Below are 19,513 nucleotides of genomic sequence, written 5' to 3' on the forward strand. Positions count from 1 at the left end.
CTTACCATTCGATTGGGTGAGCGTCAGTCAATCCTTGAACTCCAGCACGAACTTCTTTCATTACTTCATCGTCGTTATGGCCATTAATTACATCCATAATTAATTCAGCAACACGGGTAGCATCGGCTTCCTTAAATCCACGGGTAGTGATTGCAGGAGTTCCGATTCTGATTCCACTGGTTTCTGTTGGCTTGCGCTTATCATTTGGAAGCATTTCTTTATTAGTAGTAATCATAACTGATTCTAACATTTCTTGAAGTTCACGACCAGAGATATCAGTCTTACTGAGGTCTAGGTTTAATAAGTGATTGTCAGTTCCACCAGAAACAACGCTTACGTTTTCAGAATCATTAAATACCTTAGCCATTGCCTTAGCATTCTTGATAATTTGTTCACAATAAGTCTTGTATTCTGGTTGTAAATCTTCTCTGAATGTTTCTGCCTTGGCAGCAATCACGTGTTCTAGTGGACCCCCTTGGGTACCTGGAAACACAGCAGAGTTAATTTTCTTAGCGTATTTTTCTTGGGATAAAATAAGTCCCCCACGAGGGCCACGAAGGGTCTTATGGGTAGTAGTAGTTACAACATCAGCAATGCCAACTGGACTTGGGTGTAAACCAGTAGCAACTAATCCGGCAATATGAGCCATATCAACCATTAAATATGCACCAACGGCATCAGCAATTTCTCTAAACTTCTTCCAATCAATGATTCGGCTGTAAGCAGAAGCTCCTGCAACAATCATCTTAGGTTGAACTTCCTTAGCAGCTTCCATGATTGCATCATAATCTAATTCTTCACTATTTGGATCCAGTCCGTAGGTAAAGGTATCATAAATCTTTCCAGAGAAGTTAAATTTAGCACCGTGGCTCAAGTGACCACCAGCATTTAGGTCCATTCCTAGAATCCGGTCACCAGGCTTTAAGAACGCAGCGTAAGCAGCTTGGTTAGCTTGTGATCCTGAATGTGGTTGAACGTTAGCAAATTCAGCCCCGAACAACTTCTTAGCACGGTCAATCGCTAATTGTTCAACAACATCAATAAATTCACAACCACCATAGTAACGCTTGCCAGGAAGTCCTTCAGCATACTTATTAGTAAGGACACTTCCTTGTGCAGCCATTACGGCGTCTGAAGTAATATTTTCAGAGGCAATCAATTCGATGTTATCTTGTTGCCGGTCTCGTTCATTGTCAATTGCTGCCCATAATTCTGGATCTGCTTCGCGATAATCATATTTAATCATTATTTATAAACCCCTCATGTTTTGATATTCTAAAACGACGCTGTCAACAACCAGTTATTTTTTAATCTCAAAATGCATCTGACCAGCTGATTTATTCAACCGGTTCATGTATGCTTCACCTAATCCATCCGTTCGAAAGCCTTCTGTTAAAATTGATTTGACGTCGGGTTCATCGTCAAAATGCCGCAAGCCCTTAAATAACAAGTGACTAGCTGATTTAACATCTGCCCCCAGGCTAAACAATTCAACGTTTGCGGGCCAATTCGCACTGTTCAGCACTGAATCGGTAGTCATCACGCCCACCTTAGTGGGTTGTTCGGCTGCCCAGTGGCTGGCTTGTTGCCAATCTGAATCATGGTCAACGATGTAGACCTGTGCATTGGGCGCATAGTGCTTGTACTTCATTCCGGGGGCTTTGGGAGCTTCACTGCCAGAAACGCTGTGTTTTTCATCATTAACGGTGCCCAGAACCGCCCGCAGTTGATCGGCAGTTACCCCGCCTGGGCGTAGAATTGCGGGAACGTCAGTGGACATATCTAATACGGTTGATTCAACCCCAATGTCAGTTGGGCCATCATCAATCACCCCGGCAATCTTTCCCTTTAAATCATGATAAACATGCTCAGCAACAGTCGGACTAGGCTTGCCAGAAGTATTCGCAGACGGGCCAACCAGTGGAACCCCAGCAGCCTTGATCAAATCGATCGTAACTTGATTTTTCGGATTCCGAAATGCTGCAGTATCTAGCCCACCAGTAACCGCCTTAGAAAGACTGCCTGGCTTTAATTTAAAGATTATTGTTAAAGGACCGGGCCAAAACGTATTAATCAACTGCTTGGCAGTATCTGAAAGTGGTTGGGCGTATTTTTCAACGGCTTCAATTCCAGATACATGGACAATCAGCGGATTATCACTAGGCCGCCCCTTTGCCGCATAAACTTTTTTAACGGCGGTTTCGTTGGTAGCATCCGCACCCAATCCATAAACGGTTTCGGTTGGGAATGCCACCAGGTCACCGCGCTTAATATCTTCAGCAGCCAATTGAACTTCACTTGGCTGATAAATGTGAGTTTCCAAACTCGAATCCCTCCTCAATATTTGATTCTAACCATCCTTTGATTTCCATTAAAATCCTTACGGGTCTCGATTTTGGCATCGGGGACCGCCCGTTGAAAAATATCAACAACTGCGGACTCCTGATGAAAACCAATTTCCAAAAAGATTTCACCATGCGGCTTGGCGACGGATCTAAAATGATCAGCAATTCCTTGATAAAGCGCAAGACCGTTATCCTCAGCAAATAGTGCTAAGTGTGGTTCGAAATTAATAACGCTCTCATCCATATATTTTACCTCATTTTCCGAAATATATGGAGGGTTACTGACAATTAAATCGTATTTTTTATGAAAAATTGAAGAAAATAAGTCGCTCAACACCAATTTGGTTGGTAAATTACGAACATTAATGTTTTCACGAGCAATATTTAATGCCGCCGCCGAAACATCCGAACCAGTTATGTCCCACTTAGGGCGTTCGGATTGAAGGGCAATTGCAATCGCCCCACTCCCAGTCCCCAGGTCTAAAACCGTCTGCAAATCATCAGGGTGGGTTTCTAAGATCCAGTCCACCAATTCTTCGGTTTCTGGACGCGGGATTAATACATCCGGGGAAACCTTTAAAACGTGACCGTAAAATTCAGCCGTCCCGATAATGTATTGGGGTGGCTGACCATCTAGGTAGCATTCAATATCCGAACGATACTGTGCTAATTGGGGGGTGGTCATTAAATCACGGTAATGAAGTAATAGGTCTGTGTCAGACCAGTTTAACCGGTGAATCAACAGGTAGTGAGCCACGGTCGGATCCATTCCATGGTCCTTAATACACAAAGAAGCCCGTTTTTGGGCTTCAAAAAAAGTAATTGGATTAGCCATTGCTTAATTGCTCCAATTTATGGGCTTGGTCTGAAATAATCAACGCGTCGATAATTTCTTCTAAGTCACCATTCATGATGCGATCCAATTTATTAAGGGTCAAACCGATTCGATGGTCGGTCACCCGATTTTGTGGGTAGTTGTAAGTCCGAATTCGTTCTGAACGATCACCAGTTCCCACCGCATTCTTACGTTGTTCGTCGTATGCAGCGGTTTCTTTTTGTTGGTAGTAATCATAAACCCGTGCCCGAAGGATTTGCATCGCTTTGGCCCGGTTTTGTTGTTGTGAACGTTGATCTTGCATTGTTACCACGATTCCAGTAGGTAAGTGGGTCATCCGAACGGCTGAGGAAGTTTTATTAATGTGTTGACCACCAGCTCCAGAAGAACGGTAAACATCCACCCGAATGTCCTTTGGATCAATATCAATATCAACGTCTTCAGCTTCTGGCATTACCCCAACCGTAGCGGTAGAGGTATGGATCCGGCCTGCTGATTCAGTCGTTGGGATTCTTTGCACCCGATGCGCCCCATTTTCATACTTCAGCTTAGAATAAACCTTGTTTCCGGTAATCATAAGGGTAATTTCCTTAAAACCACCCACTTCGGTATCGTTCTTATCAATCACTTCGATTTTCCAACCCTGTTTTTCAGCATACTTGGAGTACATGCTAAATAGATCAGCGGCAAAGAGGCTTCCTTCATCCCCACCGGCTGCTCCATGAATTTCCATAATGATATTCTTATCATCATTAGGATCCTTCGGAAGCAACATAATCTTGATTTTCTCTTCAATCGCTTCGTCCTGCTGAGTTAAATCACTTAATTCATCTTTAACCATTGCAGCCATTTCATCATCTAGCTTGTCTTCGAGCATGGCCTTATCTTCTTCAATTGCGTCGGTAATCTGCTTGTACTTATTGTACGCAGCCACTAAATCACGCAGGCTCCCCTCTTCTTTAGAGAGCTTCATGAATCGGGGAGTGTCAGCAATTACTTCCGGATCACTAATTAATTCGTTTAGCTCGTCGTAACGGTCAACGGCGGCTTGAAGTCTATCAAAAATTTTATCAAAATCGCTACTCATTGGCGTTCAGCCTCACTTTCTATATTCTATCTAACGGTGGATTAAAGTAGTGTTTCCGGCAAACCGGATAGTATGATTCGTTTCCACCAACTTGAATTTGTTCACCTTCATAAACTGGATTGTGATCCTGAAACCGCAGTGGCATCGTTGCCTTACGATCACAGAACCAACAAACCGTCTTCATTTCCTCAATCTTATCCGCAAAAATCAACAATGCTTCGGAACCTTCAAATAGGTGATTTTGGAAGTCGTTCTTAAGGCCAAATGCCATTACTGGAATATTTAACTCATCAACAATTTTGGCCAGTTCTAAAACGTGGTGCCGTTGTAAAAACTGGGCTTCATCCACTAATACACAGTTAGCGTTCGGATTGGTCGTCTTGACGTATTCAAAAACGTTCGTGTCATTCATGATTGGGGTTGCTTTGCGTTTCAACCCAATCCGGGATGCGACCATTCCAAAGCCATCACGAGTATCTAAACCACTCGTCATAATTATGACGGACTTACCCTCTTCTTCATAATTATGGGCCACCTTAATAATTTCAATCGTCTTACCACTATTCATTGCCCCATAGCGGAAATAAAGCTGGGCCATCTTAAAAATCCCTCTCTCGTAAATAAAGTACTATCCTATTATAGCTGATTTATAGTTGAATTTCGATAGCTATGTATTTTTGATTTTCTGTAAAATTAATTCGTTTTTAATTGGTTTAGTTTTAAAATATGTTAGAATTATCATTTGATAAACTCAATTGGAGGAGTGGCGTAAATGTCATTAAGAAGTGAAATTGCTACCTTAGTTGGTAAGTCATCGTATTGGTTCTTACACACCTTTTTAAAGGGTGGGAGCTCACTACCAGGAAAGCTTACCACTAAAATCGACCCGGAAGTCCTAAAATCAATGGGCCAAGACTATGACGTAATCATCATTACGGGAACCAACGGAAAAACGTTGACCACCGCCCTAACCGTCCAGGTCCTCAAACAAAAGTACCAAAACGTACTAACCAATCCCTCCGGATCCAATATGGAACAGGGAATTGTGACCACCTTTTTAAAGGCTCCCAAGCACAGTAATGAAAAGCCAATTGCGGTCTTAGAAGTGGACGAGGCCAATGTCATTAAAGTCACTAAGTACATCAAACCCAAGATAATGGTCTTTACCAATATCTTTCGCGATCAAATGGATCGTTACGGAGAGATTTATACGACGTACAAAAAGATTTTAGACGGAGCTAAGCTCGCCCCCAATGCAACGATTGTTGCCAACGGCGATGCCCCCATTTTTCACTCTGACGACCTAAAGAACAAGCGCTTGTTCTACGGCTTTAACGACCACCCCGAACTAGTTAATAATGACATTAAAGCTAAGCCAAATACCGACGGCATCCTATGCCCAAAGTGTGAGAGTATTCTTCACTACCACTCGATTACCTACAGTAACTTGGGTGATTACTTCTGTCCTAATTGTGGATACCACCGTCCCCACCTGGACTTTGCCCTTACTAGGGTGACTGAATTACTGCCAACATCTTCTAAGTTTGACATTGATGGAAATCCCTTTCAAATCGACATTGGTGGGGTCTATAACATCTATAACGCCCTAGCAGCTTATTCTGTCGGTCGCATCATGGGAGTTAATCCAACTCAAGTTGCAGAAGCATTCCATAGTAATGAACACATTTTTGGTCGCCAGGAAATCATCAAGGTTGGCGATAAGGACGTTACCCTCATCCTGGTTAAAAATCCAGTTGGATTGAACCAAGTGATCGATATGATTTCAACCGATCAGCATCCCTTCTCATTTATCGGGTTATTAAACGCTAATTACGCTGACGGAATTGATACTAGTTGGATCTGGGATGGTGACTTTGAGCGCCTTCCTAAGATGAATATTAAAAAATTCATCACCGGTGGAGAACGCTACAAGGACATCACGTTCCGGCTTAAAATTGCTGGCGTACCAGATTCAATCCATGAAGTCCAACCCAGTTTGGAAAAAATCGTCGATGAAATCCCAAAGCTTCCAACTAAAAAGGTTTATATTTTAGCAACCTACACTGCAATGATTCAAATTAGAAATGATTTTGCAAACAAGGGATACATTAAAAAGGGGATTGAATAATGGCAAATTATGAATTACGAATTGCCCACCTCTATGGTGATTTAATGAATACCTATGGTGACTACGGCAATATTTTAGCACTTAAGTATTATGGCAAACAAATGGGGGTTCAAGTGGATTCCACCGTTGTTAGTCTCGATACTGATTTTAAGGCTGATGATTACGACCTTGCCGTTTTCGGTGGTGGTCAGGATTTCGAACAATCCATCGTTTCTAAGGACCTCCAGAAGAAAAAGCCCGAATTAATTAAGTACATTGAGGAAGGCAAACCAATGGTAGCCATCTGCGGTGGCTTCCAAATGCTAGGGAAATACTATATCGATGCCAATGGTGATAAGATGCCTGGAATTGGAGCGTTGAATCACCATACCGAACAACAACACGATAACCGATTTATCGGGAACATTTCGATCAAGAATGGTGACACTGGCGATACCTACAAGGGATTTGAAAATCACCAGGGGGTTACCTACCTGGGTGAAGGCGAAAAACCACTTGGCACGATCATTAAGGGATATGGTAACAATGGTAAGGATCAATCAGAAGGTGCTATTTACAAAAACGTCTATTGCACCTACTTCCACGGCCCAATTCTTGCTAGAAACGGCCAACTAGCAAAGCGGATGCTTCTGACCGCATTACACAATAAATATCCAGACCAAGATTTCAGCAAACAGGCTGCAATCGAAGTTCCTGAATCATACTAAAGTTACTATAAGGACCGTTGCCAATTAATATTGGTAACGGTCCTTTTTGCAAATCAACTGCATATTTAAAGGCGGTTTCCCATCATCAGTCAATGGAAAATCGCCTGCATTAAGTTATTTTAATTTTAGGCATCCTTTAAAAACGATGCAATGATTTGATTGCGTCGCGGAATAAAAGTTTCGTTCGGCGCCTTTGGATGAATCCGATTCGTTAGTAAAATCATTGCCCGATCAGCAGCGCGATCTAACACAATCGCAGTTCCAGTATATCCCGTCTGCCAAAGATAATCATCTTTGAGGTGATCAAACGCCCATCCATAAGAACGACCCAAGTGCCCATTAATTGTGTGATCGTGAAAAAGGTTAGCAATCGTGGCTGGTTGTAAAATCCGGTCGTTGGGATGGAGCATCTCATCAGTAAATTTGATTAAATCATCCATGGTTGCAAATAGGCCGGCCGAGCCACACTCACGGCCCAAAACCTGGGCCTTAGGGTCGTCAACTTGACCTTGCAAGATCTCACCATTGGCAAGCTGCTCCGTTGCAACACAATCTTCTGGCCGCGGCGTAAAGGTCGCATGGTTCATCTGAAGCGGTTGAAATACCCGCTCAAAAGCAAGGGTTTGAATTGGCGCCCCCAAAATTCGTTGCGCAATCCAGCCCAATAATATGAAGTTAACATCCGCATACACCATCCGCCGGTTTAAATTCGGCCCCACATGCAATTGATGCAACAAGGCATCCTTGAGTTGATCGTGATTAAGCTGGTTACGATTAGGAATGTAGCCCTCGATCCCAGAGGTATGAGTAAGTAAATTAGTCACCGTTACCTCCGGATAATTGCATTCAGGAAGGTATTTTACGATTGAATCAGTTAGGTTAATCCGGCCCACCTCAAATAGTTGTAAGATTATTGGCAGGGTCACAACCACCTTAGTCAATGAAGCGACATCATAGGTTAATCCACTGGTAAGCGGCACTGGTTTTGGAAGCCACTGGCGGTCACCAACAACGTAATTTGTCCACCGAGTTCCGACACAAAAAGCAGCGGCTGCCCCAGGGACCACATGCTCATCAACTAGTTGGTTAATTAGTTGAATCGAATTATTAAACATCAGCGAGCCACCTTCTACCAAACTGAAAACGTTAGGTTAATTTGGTTCGGGTCAGTAACAAACAGGAGGTGGTCAATTTGGTCGTAGTGCACGCCATCGTCATTAGGGTCAATTTGACCGTACAAGTCATCTACATCCCGGTCCCGAATCATTTTGAAACTAATGTAATCAACCCCCAATCCTTCGTAATCATGGTCATTATCCTCTGACTCCTCGGTCAAAACGACTTGTTGCGAGTGATCTTCGGGTAACACCAGTGTCTTAGTATCTTTACGGTCAGTTGGTAAAATATCCAGCCCAATCGTGTCGTGGTAAAACGCCAGTGATTTATTAATGTCACTTACCCCCACTTCAATCCAGGATAGTTTGGCATCTTTTGGGATCCGCTTCAACCGGACCTCCTCATCCCGAAGGAATCGGTTAACGGTAATTACATCACCTTCTTCGTGGTGCCATTGAATTGAATGATCATCCACTAAGGTTACCCCGTTAATTTCAGCATATAACACAATGTGATTCTCTTCGGGGTCGACAAGTTCAATCCACTCAAAATTATGATTATATTGAATTTCAGATAATTTAACTCCAAGGTTTTTAACATGCAACAATAATTGCTTTAGAGTTCTACTAGAAGGAAATTTGAATGCAAAGCGGTTTACATTTGCAGTGCCAGTTTCTTTCACCGGCTGGTTCACTTTTCGCAGGGTTAAGGAAACTTCATGGTCATTAGTCCCTAAGTATGATATATTTTCGGTCCGCTTTACAGACGTCATCCCAACGATTTGAGTGTAAAAATCAATCATTGAATCAAGATCGTTTACACGGAGTGCTAATAATTTAACTTTAGCTCCTGCAGGCAATTGATATTTCATTATGTAATCCACCATCCCTTTTCTATTATTATAACGATTTTGCCAAAATAAATAAAAAAGAACGACCATAAGTCGTTCTTTTTTAATAAATTATTGAGCTTTTAAGTCGTTACCAGCAAATTGAGCGTTATAAAGATCGGCATAGAAACCATTTTTAGCCAATAGTTGATTATGATTCCCAGTTTCAATAATGTGTCCCTGGTTCATAACCACGATTTTATCCGAATTTTGAATCGTTGAAAGCCGGTGGGCCACCACAAAACTAGTCCGCCCCTTAATCAAGCTATCCATTGCGTGTTGAATCAACATTTCGGTCCGCGTATCAACCGAACTGGTAGCCTCATCCAAAATTAAAATTTCCGGATTTGCAATGAAAGCTCGGGCAATTGTTAGCAATTGCCGTTGGCCTTGTGAAATATTGGAAGCACTTTCGTTTAGAATTGTGTCATATCCATCAGGGAGTTTGCGAATAAACTCATCGGCATGCGCTTCTTTGGATGCCTTATAAACATCGGCATCGGAAGCATTCGCATTCCCGTATTTAATGTTGTCAAAGATGGTTCCTGTAAATAACCAAGTATCTTGAAGCACCATTGCAATGTGCGAACGAAGTTCAGGCCGCGTCATATGCTGAGTGTCTAGTCCGTCTAGGCGAACTGAACCCCCGTCCACATCGTAAAACCGTTCTAGTAGGTTAATGATGGTCGTCTTCCCAGCACCAGTTGGACCAACAATGGCAACACTCGACCCCTTTGGAACATCAAGGTTAAAACCATCAATCAGCGGAATCTTAGGATCATATCTAAAATCAACGTTTGAAAATTGAATTTTGTCACCATTTTCAACCCGGTTTTGATTACTGGTATCGGAAGGCTTCATCTCAGGTTCATCTAGCACTTCAAAAATCCGTTCTGCAGATGCAATTGTTGATTGAATCGTGTTCGTAATATTAGCTAGGGAAGTAATTGGCTGGGAGAACATATCAGTATATTGAAGAAATGCTTGCACATTCCCAATTGTAACGCTCCCGGAAATCACCTGAACGGCCCCAATAATTGCAACGAAAACGTAGTCCAAGTTCTTAATGAAGTTCATCATTGGAAACATAAAACTAGAAATGAACTGGGCCTTCCAAGCAGAATTATAGTAGGCTTCATTTTGTTTTTCGAAGTCCTCAATTACGTCTTGTTCGCGATTAAAAGTCTTTACAACATTATGACCAGCAAAGTTTTCTTCAACCTGTCCATTAACCTGCCCTAAGTGTTTCTGTTGAGCAGTGAAGTAGCGTTGGGAGCGGGGCGCTAAAAAGCCAACCGCTAACAAGCTAAGTGGGACTGTCACAAATGCCCCTAAGGTTAGTTGCCAACTAATCGTCAGCATCATCACGATTACCCCTAGGAATAACACAATACTATTGATTAACTGACTAAGGTTGGACTGGAGCATGGTAGAAATATTATCCATATCGTTTACCGCTCTGGACATGATGTCTCCCTTTGAATGTTGGTCGTAAAACGATACCGGAAGGCGTTCCATCTTAGCTTTTAAATCTTTTCTGAGTCTATAAACCACTTTTTGAGAAAGGGTCGCCATAATGCGTTGAACCCCAATGTTTAATCCACCAGAAATCAAAAACAAACTTCCGGTAAAAATTAAGATCCTAACGACGGCACTAAAGTCAATTGCGTAAAGGCCGCTTGAATTCTTAATTCCCTTTGAGACCCCTTCAAAAACAATTGTTGTCGCCTCCCCTAACATCTTAGGGGTCACGATATCAAGTGCAACTGAAAAGAAGACCATTATAAAAACACTAATCAGGCTAATTCGCCATGGCTTTAAATAACGCACCAGTCGAAAGGTCGATTGCCAAAAATTGTCAGCTCGTTGGCCCTTCTTGAAATTATTCTTTGGCATTTAATTCACCCCCTGATTTAATTTGGGAACTAACGATGGATTGGTATGTCGGGTTGGTTGCCAATAATTCTTTATGGTTTCCTTGACCAACCACTTTTCCATCATCTAATACGATAATTTGATCAGCATTGGCAATTGTGGAAACCCGTTGCGCAACAATTACTGAAATCGCCTTACTAATTTTATCATCAGCCTGTAAATCAGCTCGTAACTTAGCATCGGTTTTAAAATCAAGAGCAGAAAACGAATCGTCAAAGACGTAAATCTGAGCATCCTTAACGATTGTTCTAGCAATCGCTAACCGTTGCTTTTGGCCCCCAGAGAAGTTCTCGCCATTTTGTTCAACCTTGGTATCCAAACCGGATTCAGCCCTGATGAAATCAGCGGCTTGGGCAATTTCCAACGCTCGCCAAATTTCATCGTCACTAGCGTGTTCGTTTCCAAACTGCATGTTGCTTCTAACCGTTCCTTGGAAGAGGACCGCTTTTTGTTGGGTAATGGAAACTAATTTGTGTAGTTCCCGTTGACTCATTTGATTAACCGCTAATCCATCAATCTTAACCACACCCTTTTCAGGTTCGATTAAACGTGGAATGAGGTTAACCAGTGTCGACTTCCCAGATCCAGTTCCGCCAATAATCGCCAGCGTTTGTCCCGAGTGAACTTGGAATGAAACGTTTGAAAGCGCACATTCTTCAGCATGTTCGTAACGGTAGCTAACGTCGTCAAATGCTAAGGTAGCCTGGGCACTTTCATTGGGTTGTACTGGTTTGGCAGGATCATTAATTGTGTCCTCGCTTTCTAGCACTTCGTTAATTCTAGCAGCAGAGGCTGAAGCACGTGGTAGAAATACAAAGATAAATGAAAGCATGGTAAAACTAATCAAAATTTGCGTAGAATAGCTCATAAATGCGACTAAGTTCCCGACTGCGAAGGTTTGGCCAGCAATTAACTGACTTCCAAACCAAACAATTGCAATGTTTGTAAAGTTAAGAATTACGGTCAGTGATGGAAATAACATCGCGGTGAGGCGGTAAACCTTGAGCCCAGTGTTCATGTAATTACGGTTATAATGGTCGAATCGTTTTTGTTCGTATTGATCCCGGTTAAACGCCCGAATTACCCGAACTCCGGTCAATCCCTCCCGAAAAGTCAGATTTAAATCATCAGTCTTAGTCTGAATACTCTTAAATAACGGAATGGCGCGGCGCATAATAAAATAAATAATAACCACTAAAACAATTAATGAAATTAAAAAGATCGTTGTTAACTTTGGACTCATTGTAAACGCTAGCACAATCGCTGTTACCAACATGATCGGTGACATAATCATCATCCGCAGCATATTAACCATTACGTTTTGAATCTGGACAACATCGTTAGTTGCCCGCGTAATTAATGAAGAATCGCCAAATTTATCAATATCTTGTTCGGAGAAGTAAATTACCTTTCGATAAATTGCCGAACGAATTTTCTTTCCCATTAACTGCGACTGGGTCGCTGCAAAGTAGATGTTCCCACCCGCAGCAATAACCGATAAAATGGAAAGGAAAAACATCAATGTCCCTTGAACAATGATGTAGTGCATATCATGCTTAGCAATCCCCTGGTTGATAATGCCAGCGGTCAAAGTAGGTACGTATAGGAAGGCAATTACTTGAATTACCATAAATAAAACCGCCCCTAAGGCGGCCCACTTATTTAAAAATCGCTTTGCAAGTTTTATCATTTAATCACCACTTTCTAATAATTCATGTCAAAACAATAATCTAATAATTATAGTGCTTTTTCTTATGAAAACAAAGTAAATTGACGTTTAATAAACACACTCAACATTTAGTATAGCAGTTGGAGTGAACTCAGGGTCAATCAAAAAGACCAACTAAAAGCCAAAAAATAAGCCACTGCATTTTTAAATACAGCGGCTTATCTATTGATTGGGTATACTGGGCTCGAACCAGTAAATTAAGGATTCAGAGTCCTCTGCCTTACCATTTGGCGAATACCCAAAAATAATTACCTAATTATGATAACGTTTTTAAAAAAATCTGTCAAACAAAAATATAAATTAACCATCAGAATTGACAAACAGCTAGTTTTTAAACTATACTGATTGTTGTTCTAGTTTTTGCCCGCTGGTCAAACTGGTTTAAGACGTCGCCCTCTCAAGGCGGAGCTACGGGTTCGATCCCCGTGCGGGCGATATCAGATGATAGAGGTCGTTCCATTATTATGGAACGGCCTTTTATTGTGATTTTATTAAATCATAATTATTAGAATTGACATTCCCTAGTAAAAACAATATTCTGAAAAACAGATATTGTAACCTTATATATGGGAGTTTTTAATAATGAAAAAAATATTACTGCTCAGTGTTAGTTCACTAGCCCTCTTGTTATCCGCATGTAGCTCGTCTACAACCAATAAATCAGCAACTAATCAGCCAAAGTATTCACAAATTAATACTGCTGAATATAAACCAATTAACGAAAGCATTTCAACTAAAAAATTAAAGCAATTAAAACCTAATAACACCAAGTATTTTCATAAAAAATACTCCATCAAGGGCGAAGTGGTGAAGGTCGGTAAGAAGTTCCAGGGAAGTGCCACTTACGTAATCAAGGACCTTAAGACGAAATTGACCTACGCTTCAGTAACCAGTGGCACTAAAACATTCAATGGCTTTAAAGTCGGCGATAAAGCCACTTTCGCAATTAATGGATTGACTAGAATTGCCAAGAAAAATAATTTAAACGGACTAACGACTAAGGATAATCCTAGTCGCTTGAGTACCGTCACAATTGCAATCGGTAAGTACTAAAAAAAACGGGCTCTAAGAGCTCGTTTTTTTAATAGCTAATTGCAAGAAAGTTAGCTGCTTTCCAACGTTTTAACAGTTGTTTTTTAGCAATCGTATTAACAGTTCCAGTTTGGGGATCAATATAGAAAAATAACTTCTTATTAAAACCCGTCAATAAGATCGAAGTCCCAAGGCTCCCATGAAGGCCCCCCACCCACATCATAATTGGTCGTTCACGGCGCAAGTGCTTCCGCAATCGACGTAACTTTTTATTCGATAGGTTTTTAAAGGAGCCCGCCTGTTGAACAATAATTGTAAAGAAATCTGCAGGCAATGGGATTTCCATTTGTGAATTATTAAATAATGAACTTAGCGTAGCAATGGTGACATCACTACCGGCATACCGCAATAGCATTAACGCTGTCGTCGCGTAACTACTTTGGGCGTCGTCAGCAGGCTGCTTAACGGCACTAACTGCCAGACGGCGGTAGTTATTCCGGACACTCTTAAGCGGCAACCAGCCGGTAACTGGATCATCATTAAAGAAGTACCAAGCGTGCTTATTGAAATAACCGAACCTAGAAATTTTAAATTCACCCTTAGCGACCTGACGTGGAATTTTAATTTTACGGATTTTAACTTGGTGTTCTAACTCGGGAACGAACCAGTCTGCCATTGGTGACCGCTTTAACTTAACGTAAAATGAGCGGGTCTCCTCGCTGGCAATCGTAGTCGATTTCACTTATTTCACCCCATTAAAAATTAGATGCTTAATATTTCTATTATATCTTAAATCACCACTCAAATGGTGAAATTTGTGGCTTACTAATAAAAGCTTATCATTTTGACATTGGTTTCAATTATGCTAATATATATTAGTACTATATCGGGGTCGTTATGGATTCGACGGGTATAGGTTGAGCCTGAATTGCGCTCCGTGGCATCGACCACGTTAAAAACGCTCAGTTTTCTATTATAACTGCAAACAATAATACAAACAACTACGCCGTAGCTGCCTAAACAGTATGCTCAGCGTGATCCGTCTAGCCTCGTCCATGGGTTAGTGCCGGGTCCTAAATTAAGTGGACTTACGCTAGTTGCTCACACCTGAAGTGACTAGAAGAGACTAATCAGGTTAGCTAGCCATGCATGCCCTGGAATACGGCGTTTTGGCTAGTGAATGCGCAAATAGTATCCCTATGAACGTAGATATTCGGGTGGCAATATGCTCGGACGCGGGTTCGACTCCCGCCGACTCCATTGCTACGAAAGTGCCTGCTATTATTCAATGGTTAAATCGTTGATGTAGCGGGCCTTTTCTTTACTTTGATAGGTATATATAAATAAAATCAAATATTAAAACGTAGTCATTTCCGTAGCCAACCGTAGTCAAAACCGTATTCAAAAATAGTAAGCAATTTAAAATAATATCGTGGGTGTAGTGGGATGTAGGGTTACTCTTAATTGAGTAGCCTTTTCATTTTGACTAATTAAAGAGGAGTCCAATCACTACCCTTTAAATTTTGAGCATAGATTATAATAATAGTAATTTATCCATCATATTAAAACATTGATATATCAGTAATCATCAAAAATATGAAGAATGTAAATTGTAATCTTGGCGTTCGCATCATTTTTAGTAAAAACTATCATATTATGAAATCATTTTATTAAACATTTTGACTAAAGTAGTGTTAACAATAGTGTGCACTGTCATAAGCGGATTAATCCTAAATTTTTTAATTCACTAATAGGTAGTTAAGAATAAGGACACAATTGGTTAATTACTGCTTGTGTTTTTATTTTACCATTTTTATGGAATTAAATGTAATTGCAGTAATTCATTTTATGTCAGTAAAAAAGTACAACAATCATGATCCTCCTCTGTCACGTTGGTTATTAATATTACTATTATCGATTTGATCGATTAGTTCATCGAAAGTATCCATGGCGTTCTCATTAAGTATTAATATATTTACACATGAATAAATAAAAAATGCTAACGTTTTGCACTGCGGGACATGTTTTTAGCAACCTTGTTCACCAGCGATTTTATCTATCGTTGGATCTTCCACCAATGGGCATGCCCCCACTGAAGCTCTTAAAGTGTTGATTTACTTAAAAATCCTCGCTTGTTCTTTCGTCAAGTTAACATAAGTGCTAAATCAATAAAAATTTGTTAAAATTATCTTAAATATTAAATATATATTTTGTATTTACAATCAAGTTTTGCCAACAAAATAAACAGCAGGTGATTACATATGAAAAAATCAATTATTTATTTAGCAACCCTTTCTACTTTAGTAGTGGGGAGCAGTGCAATTGTTCACACGGTTAACTCTAATTTTACTTTTAGCTACGTTGCACACGCTGGCGTTCCTAATCGCTCAATGTTAGTTGCACCAATTTCTGATAACGATGCTAAATACGTTACGTTTTATAACGGCCAAGACGGTAGTCCTGAACTAACGGATGAAGGTTCAAACTACTACCAAGATGTGATTGGTGGCAACGGGACTTTAGTCCGTTATGCCATTCGTAGTACCGCACCCTATGTTTTAAAGGTCTATGATAGTTCTAGCCCCAGTGAGCCAGTTAATAATGACAACTACACCGAGGCTAGCGAAGCCAATGATAAAGATTTCTTAGACACCCTCTATCAATTTACATTTATCCCTAAGCCGGAATACGCTAGCACGATGCAGCCAATCACAGTATCCTTTATTGCTTTCGGTGCCGATGCTAATGGAGTAAACGACTTTTATAGTAAGTATGTCCAAAGTCCAAACACCTATTCGATCAAAGATTTAAAGACCGATGTTTTGAACATGGATGCTAGTTCATATTCACAAGTTGGATTTGGAACTGGAACGCCTGACTCACAGTCTGAGGACCGTAATAAATTTGTAAATGAATTGAATATTATTTTAAAGAACTACCTAAATGAAAACGTTGATACTAACGATACCCCATCAACGGCTCCTAGCACTTCAGCAAGTAATAGTTCTTCAAACAATGCTAATAGTGATAATAGTAATAACAAAACCAAGGATAAAAAGGCTCAACGAAGTAAAGTCAAGCAAGCTAAGCAGAAGGTTAAGAATACTCAAAAAAACGTCAAAAAAGCTAAAAAAGATGGCGGTAAAAAGCTAGCTAAGGCTGAGCGCGCATTGAAGCAAGCTAAAAAACAATTGTACAAGTTAGAAAACCATTCATAGACGTACAAAACGACTTTTCACTCTCCCTAATTTATTACGAAACAATAAAGCCGAAAAATAAATTTATTATCCTTCTTACATACCAAATCCAGTGGATATCAAGGAGGAAATAATTATGGCATGTATCACTTCATACTTCGCTAAAAGTGGGGGAAAAGATATAAGTTTCAAATATATACAGGAATCGATCAACAAACTGGTAAGCAAAAGCAAACAACCAGAAGAGGTTTCAAAACAAAAAAGGAAGCCTCATTAGGAGTTTCTAGGTTAACAGCTAAAATATCTAGTGGAGAATCTGATAGCGATAATAACATCACATTTGAAAAAGTATATAAACAATGGTATCAGGCTTACATTAATACTGTTCGTGAATCTACTTATGTCAGAACATACGTAATGTTTAGAAATCATATTCTAAAGCACTTTGGAAATAAGAGAATTCGTACTATGTAAAATAAATGAAATTCAAAATGCTGTTAAAAATTAAATTATGGAAAATGGAACTGCAACCCGTCAGATGAACATCAGATGGCCATTTTGCTATCATTTTTTGCTGATGGCAGTTTCTTGATTTCAAACTCGATTCTCTGTATATTAGATATACTTAATGCAATAGTACTTCCAGCGGTACTAGTTTTCCTTCGGGAATGAAGCGTTGAACTACTTTAATTTTAGTAAGTCATTATGTCGATCTTAATGATATTAAATTTAGAAGGTGCGAAAAGCTTTCGTACCCGGATAGCGAAATTGATTATCGGAGCTCCACGGGCTGGAATTATTTTGATTAATAATTGTGCCATAGCATTAGACACTGTCAGCTACTTTTTGCGATTCTATCCGTCGTATGTTGACAGATGATTTCCGATGGGCCTGCATTTTGTGGGCCTTTTTTTATTTTCTAGGGGTGAATAATATGGATAAAACAAAGTCGAAGCCAAACATCGGTCAAAAGTGGTATAAGCATTTTGATCGGATTTTAAGTGACAAAACCGCTAACCAGTTTTACGAATCCGTTGTACTAGATGCGGATAAAGTAGTTAAGTACCGATTTCACCCGTTCATTTTACGTTATCAAGAAAGCAAGATTTACCATCGGGCCCAGCGGAATCACCGTTCTTACGTTGATTATAAAAAGCGCCCGATTTCATTGGTTGCTCACCACGATGAGTTAGTTTATTCGCACTATTCAGCTACGTTAAACGACAGCTACGAAGATTATCTTGACCGAAACCACCTCTTCAAAGTTCCAACCGCCTACCGGAAACGACTTAAGGGGTCTAACATCACCGCCGCCAAGGAAATTTTTGATGCAATCGTGAACCTGGATGACTGTTGGATCATCAAGGGCGACTTCAAGCATTTTTTCGACAACATTAGGCATTCAATTTTACGCAAGAACCTTTGTAAGGTTCTAAACGTCACGAAATTACCAGCCGATTGGGCGGCAATTTTTAAATCATTGACCAAGTACCGGTATGTCAAAAAAACCGAGCTAGAACCCGCTATGAAGGTAGTTTTTCCTGAGCGTAACAAAAGTGATTACTACACCAAAAGTCACCAGGAGCTAGGCACCTTGCTGCATTCTGGACAGGTAAAATTGTACGGTCCAAACCAACTAGGCATCCCCCAAGGTACCGCCATCAGCGCCGTCCTCGCAAACATCTACATGGTTGAATTAGATGCCAAGATTAACCAACTAGTTGCCGCAGCTGGCGGAATCTACCGCCGCTACTCCGATGACTTCGTGATCGTTATTCCTAAGGCCGCCCATCAAACAGAAGCCGCACTAGATGATTTTATCACTACCGTTAAGACAGTTTGTAGCACCGCGACCAAGTTGACGATTGAAACGCATAAAACTAAGGTGTTTAGCTACCGTTCAGTTGACGGGATTAACCGCAAGTTCGATCACCAGTTCCACCCCGCATGGTTTGACTACCTGGGTTTCTTATTCAACGGCAAAGTTGTTAGAATGCGTCCTAAATCAATTTATAAGTTCCACTATAAAAGTAAGAAAATGTTGCGCCACATCCGCAAATCACAAGTCGATCGGTTCAAGTTCGAAAACCAAAAAAGTTTCGATTGGAACGTTCACTTTCACAAGGTCTGGTTTAAAAACGCAATTGTGGATTGTGAAAATTCGGAATTTAAGCAGCTGCTAGTTAAGACCCGCATCAATAAGGATCGGCAAATCCTATCCCATAACATTCCACAAAAAAGGATTGCCACTAAAATGTACCTCACCCACAGGCGGTATGGCGAAAAATACTCAATGGTGGGTTACGCCAAACGGGCTCAGCGAATAATGAGTTCCCAAAATAATAAGTACCAGGTCCAAATTTGGCAACCAATTAGTGATCAGATTACCAAGAATCAGAGGTATAGGAAAGGTCTGTTTTAGAATTAAAAACTGATAACGTCCAATTTGTTCACTACTAAGTCTTTAACCACAAAACCCTCATTCAACGAACGTAAAGTTCAAAGAATGAGGG

The 19,513-nt window shown here is 40.6% G+C and carries 16 protein-coding genes, 2 tRNA genes and 1 other RNA gene; 8 read left to right on the forward strand and 11 right to left on the reverse strand.

Annotation, left to right across the window (positions count from 1 at the left end; translation table 11 throughout):
- Nucleotide 1 precedes the first annotated feature (1 nt).
- Genes glyA through HZL42_RS05770 form a run of 5 tightly spaced genes read right to left on the reverse strand, consistent with a single transcriptional unit; the run spans nucleotide 2 to nucleotide 4,865 of the window.
- The gene (gene glyA / locus HZL42_RS05750) at nucleotides 2-1,246 is read right to left on the reverse strand and encodes a serine hydroxymethyltransferase (protein ID WP_219282636.1); all 1,245 of its coding nucleotides are present in this window, start codon (nucleotides 1,244-1,246) and stop codon (nucleotides 2-4) included.
- Between the two features lie 54 nt (nucleotides 1,247-1,300).
- Entirely contained in the window at nucleotides 1,301-2,323 is a 1,023-nt protein-coding gene (locus HZL42_RS05755; protein WP_219282637.1) for an L-threonylcarbamoyladenylate synthase, read from the reverse strand.
- 14 nt (nucleotides 2,324-2,337) lie between these two features.
- On the reverse strand, nucleotides 2,338-3,180 hold the full coding sequence (gene prmC / locus HZL42_RS05760; RefSeq protein WP_219282638.1) for a peptide chain release factor N(5)-glutamine methyltransferase: 843 nt from the start codon (nucleotides 3,178-3,180) through the stop codon (nucleotides 2,338-2,340).
- Nucleotides 3,173-4,267, reverse strand: coding sequence for a peptide chain release factor 1 (gene prfA / locus HZL42_RS05765; protein ID WP_219282639.1), 1,095 nt, complete (start codon nucleotides 4,265-4,267; stop codon nucleotides 3,173-3,175). Before prfA ends, prmC begins: the two co-directional genes overlap by 8 nt.
- A gap of 19 nt (nucleotides 4,268-4,286) precedes the next feature.
- On the reverse strand, nucleotides 4,287-4,865 hold the full coding sequence (locus HZL42_RS05770) for a thymidine kinase (protein ID WP_219282640.1): 579 nt from the start codon (nucleotides 4,863-4,865) through the stop codon (nucleotides 4,287-4,289).
- Nucleotides 4,866-5,039: 174 nt separating this feature from the next.
- Here HZL42_RS05770 and HZL42_RS05775 point away from each other — a divergent pair, with 174 nt between their 5' ends.
- Together HZL42_RS05775 and HZL42_RS05780 are read left to right on the forward strand one after the other, a co-directional pair.
- Nucleotides 5,040-6,395 (forward strand): Mur ligase family protein, encoded by a 1,356-nt coding sequence (locus HZL42_RS05775; protein ID WP_219282641.1) that lies wholly within the window; start codon nucleotides 5,040-5,042, stop codon nucleotides 6,393-6,395.
- Entirely contained in the window at nucleotides 6,395-7,102 is a 708-nt protein-coding gene (locus HZL42_RS05780; RefSeq protein ID WP_219282642.1) for a type 1 glutamine amidotransferase, read from the forward strand. The genes HZL42_RS05775 and HZL42_RS05780 overlap by 1 nt, the downstream gene beginning before the upstream one ends.
- 125 nt (nucleotides 7,103-7,227) lie before the next feature.
- Here the strand turns inward: HZL42_RS05780 and HZL42_RS05785 are convergent, their stop codons facing one another.
- The 5 genes from HZL42_RS05785 to HZL42_RS05805 form a co-directional block, all read right to left on the reverse strand.
- Entirely contained in the window at nucleotides 7,228-8,217 is a 990-nt protein-coding gene (locus tag HZL42_RS05785) for a serine hydrolase (protein ID WP_219282643.1), read from the reverse strand.
- A gap of 14 nt (nucleotides 8,218-8,231) precedes the next feature.
- Complete coding sequence (locus HZL42_RS05790; RefSeq protein WP_219282644.1) at nucleotides 8,232-9,089, reverse strand: VOC family protein; 858 nt, start codon at nucleotides 9,087-9,089, stop codon at nucleotides 8,232-8,234.
- Between the two features lie 90 nt (nucleotides 9,090-9,179).
- Entirely contained in the window at nucleotides 9,180-11,003 is a 1,824-nt protein-coding gene (locus HZL42_RS05795; RefSeq protein ID WP_219282645.1) for an ABC transporter ATP-binding protein, read from the reverse strand.
- Nucleotides 10,990-12,732: an ABC transporter ATP-binding protein gene (locus HZL42_RS05800; protein WP_219282646.1), complete on the reverse strand. Its 1,743-nt coding sequence runs from the start codon at nucleotides 12,730-12,732 to the stop codon at nucleotides 10,990-10,992. The genes HZL42_RS05795 and HZL42_RS05800 overlap by 14 nt, the downstream gene beginning before the upstream one ends.
- Nucleotides 12,733-12,940: 208 nt before the next feature.
- A tRNA-Gln gene (locus HZL42_RS05805) sits at nucleotides 12,941-13,012 on the reverse strand.
- A 120-nt stretch (nucleotides 13,013-13,132) separates the two neighbouring features.
- Here HZL42_RS05805 and HZL42_RS05810 point away from each other — a divergent pair.
- Nucleotides 13,133-13,206: transfer RNA gene (locus tag HZL42_RS05810), tRNA-Glu, on the forward strand.
- 147 nt (nucleotides 13,207-13,353) lie between these two features.
- Nucleotides 13,354-13,824: a hypothetical protein gene (locus HZL42_RS05815; protein ID WP_219282647.1), complete on the forward strand. Its 471-nt coding sequence runs from the start codon at nucleotides 13,354-13,356 to the stop codon at nucleotides 13,822-13,824.
- Between the two features lie 28 nt (nucleotides 13,825-13,852).
- Here the strand turns inward: HZL42_RS05815 and HZL42_RS05820 are convergent, their stop codons facing one another.
- The gene (locus tag HZL42_RS05820; protein ID WP_219282648.1) at nucleotides 13,853-14,545 is read right to left on the reverse strand and encodes a hypothetical protein; all 693 of its coding nucleotides are present in this window, start codon (nucleotides 14,543-14,545) and stop codon (nucleotides 13,853-13,855) included.
- 146 nt (nucleotides 14,546-14,691) lie between these two features.
- Between HZL42_RS05820 and ssrA the strand changes: the two genes are divergently transcribed.
- From ssrA to HZL42_RS05840, 4 genes are all read left to right on the forward strand, one after another.
- Nucleotides 14,692-15,066, forward strand: a transfer-messenger RNA (tmRNA) gene (ssrA, locus tag HZL42_RS05825).
- Between the two features lie 998 nt (nucleotides 15,067-16,064).
- Nucleotides 16,065-17,021, forward strand: a complete 957-nt coding sequence (locus HZL42_RS05830; protein WP_219282649.1) for a hypothetical protein — start codon at nucleotides 16,065-16,067, stop codon at nucleotides 17,019-17,021.
- 183 nt (nucleotides 17,022-17,204) lie between these two features.
- Complete coding sequence (locus HZL42_RS09070; protein ID WP_370629298.1) at nucleotides 17,205-17,474, forward strand: Arm DNA-binding domain-containing protein; 270 nt, start codon at nucleotides 17,205-17,207, stop codon at nucleotides 17,472-17,474.
- Between the two features lie 460 nt (nucleotides 17,475-17,934).
- Nucleotides 17,935-19,422 carry a reverse transcriptase/maturase family protein gene (locus tag HZL42_RS05840; RefSeq protein ID WP_219282650.1) on the forward strand — a complete coding sequence of 496 codons (1,488 nt, stop codon included), beginning with the start codon at nucleotides 17,935-17,937 and terminating at the stop codon, nucleotides 19,420-19,422.
- The last annotated feature ends 91 nt before the right edge of the window (nucleotides 19,423-19,513 follow it).

The organism is Lactobacillus sp. Sy-1, from assembly GCF_019303535.1.
In the GTDB taxonomy this organism is placed as follows: Bacteria; Bacillota; Bacilli; order Lactobacillales; family Lactobacillaceae; genus Nicoliella.

What these genes read in the sequence shown, in the direction of transcription:
- glyA (WP_219282636.1), bottom strand. Translation starts at nt 1,246, where the DNA reads ATGATTAAATATGATTATCGCGAAGCAGATCCAGAATTATGGGCAGCA.
- prmC (WP_219282638.1), bottom strand. Translation starts at nt 3,180, where the DNA reads ATGGCTAATCCAATTACTTTTTTTGAAGCCCAAAAACGGGCTTCTTTG.
- prfA (WP_219282639.1), bottom strand. Translation starts at nt 4,267, where the DNA reads ATGAGTAGCGATTTTGATAAAATTTTTGATAGACTTCAAGCCGCCGTT.
- HZL42_RS05770 (WP_219282640.1), bottom strand. Translation starts at nt 4,865, where the DNA reads ATGGCCCAGCTTTATTTCCGCTATGGGGCAATGAATAGTGGTAAGACG.
- HZL42_RS05775 (WP_219282641.1), top strand. Translation starts at nt 5,040, where the DNA reads ATGTCATTAAGAAGTGAAATTGCTACCTTAGTTGGTAAGTCATCGTAT.
- HZL42_RS05780 (WP_219282642.1), top strand. Translation starts at nt 6,395, where the DNA reads ATGGCAAATTATGAATTACGAATTGCCCACCTCTATGGTGATTTAATG.
- HZL42_RS05785 (WP_219282643.1), bottom strand. Translation starts at nt 8,217, where the DNA reads ATGTTTAATAATTCGATTCAACTAATTAACCAACTAGTTGATGAGCAT.
- HZL42_RS05790 (WP_219282644.1), bottom strand. Translation starts at nt 9,089, where the DNA reads ATGAAATATCAATTGCCTGCAGGAGCTAAAGTTAAATTATTAGCACTC.
- HZL42_RS05795 (WP_219282645.1), bottom strand. Translation starts at nt 11,003, where the DNA reads ATGCCAAAGAATAATTTCAAGAAGGGCCAACGAGCTGACAATTTTTGG.
- HZL42_RS05800 (WP_219282646.1), bottom strand. Translation starts at nt 12,732, where the DNA reads ATGATAAAACTTGCAAAGCGATTTTTAAATAAGTGGGCCGCCTTAGGG.
- HZL42_RS05815 (WP_219282647.1), top strand. Translation starts at nt 13,354, where the DNA reads ATGAAAAAAATATTACTGCTCAGTGTTAGTTCACTAGCCCTCTTGTTA.
- HZL42_RS05830 (WP_219282649.1), top strand. Translation starts at nt 16,065, where the DNA reads ATGAAAAAATCAATTATTTATTTAGCAACCCTTTCTACTTTAGTAGTG.
- HZL42_RS05840 (WP_219282650.1), top strand. Translation starts at nt 17,935, where the DNA reads ATGGATAAAACAAAGTCGAAGCCAAACATCGGTCAAAAGTGGTATAAG.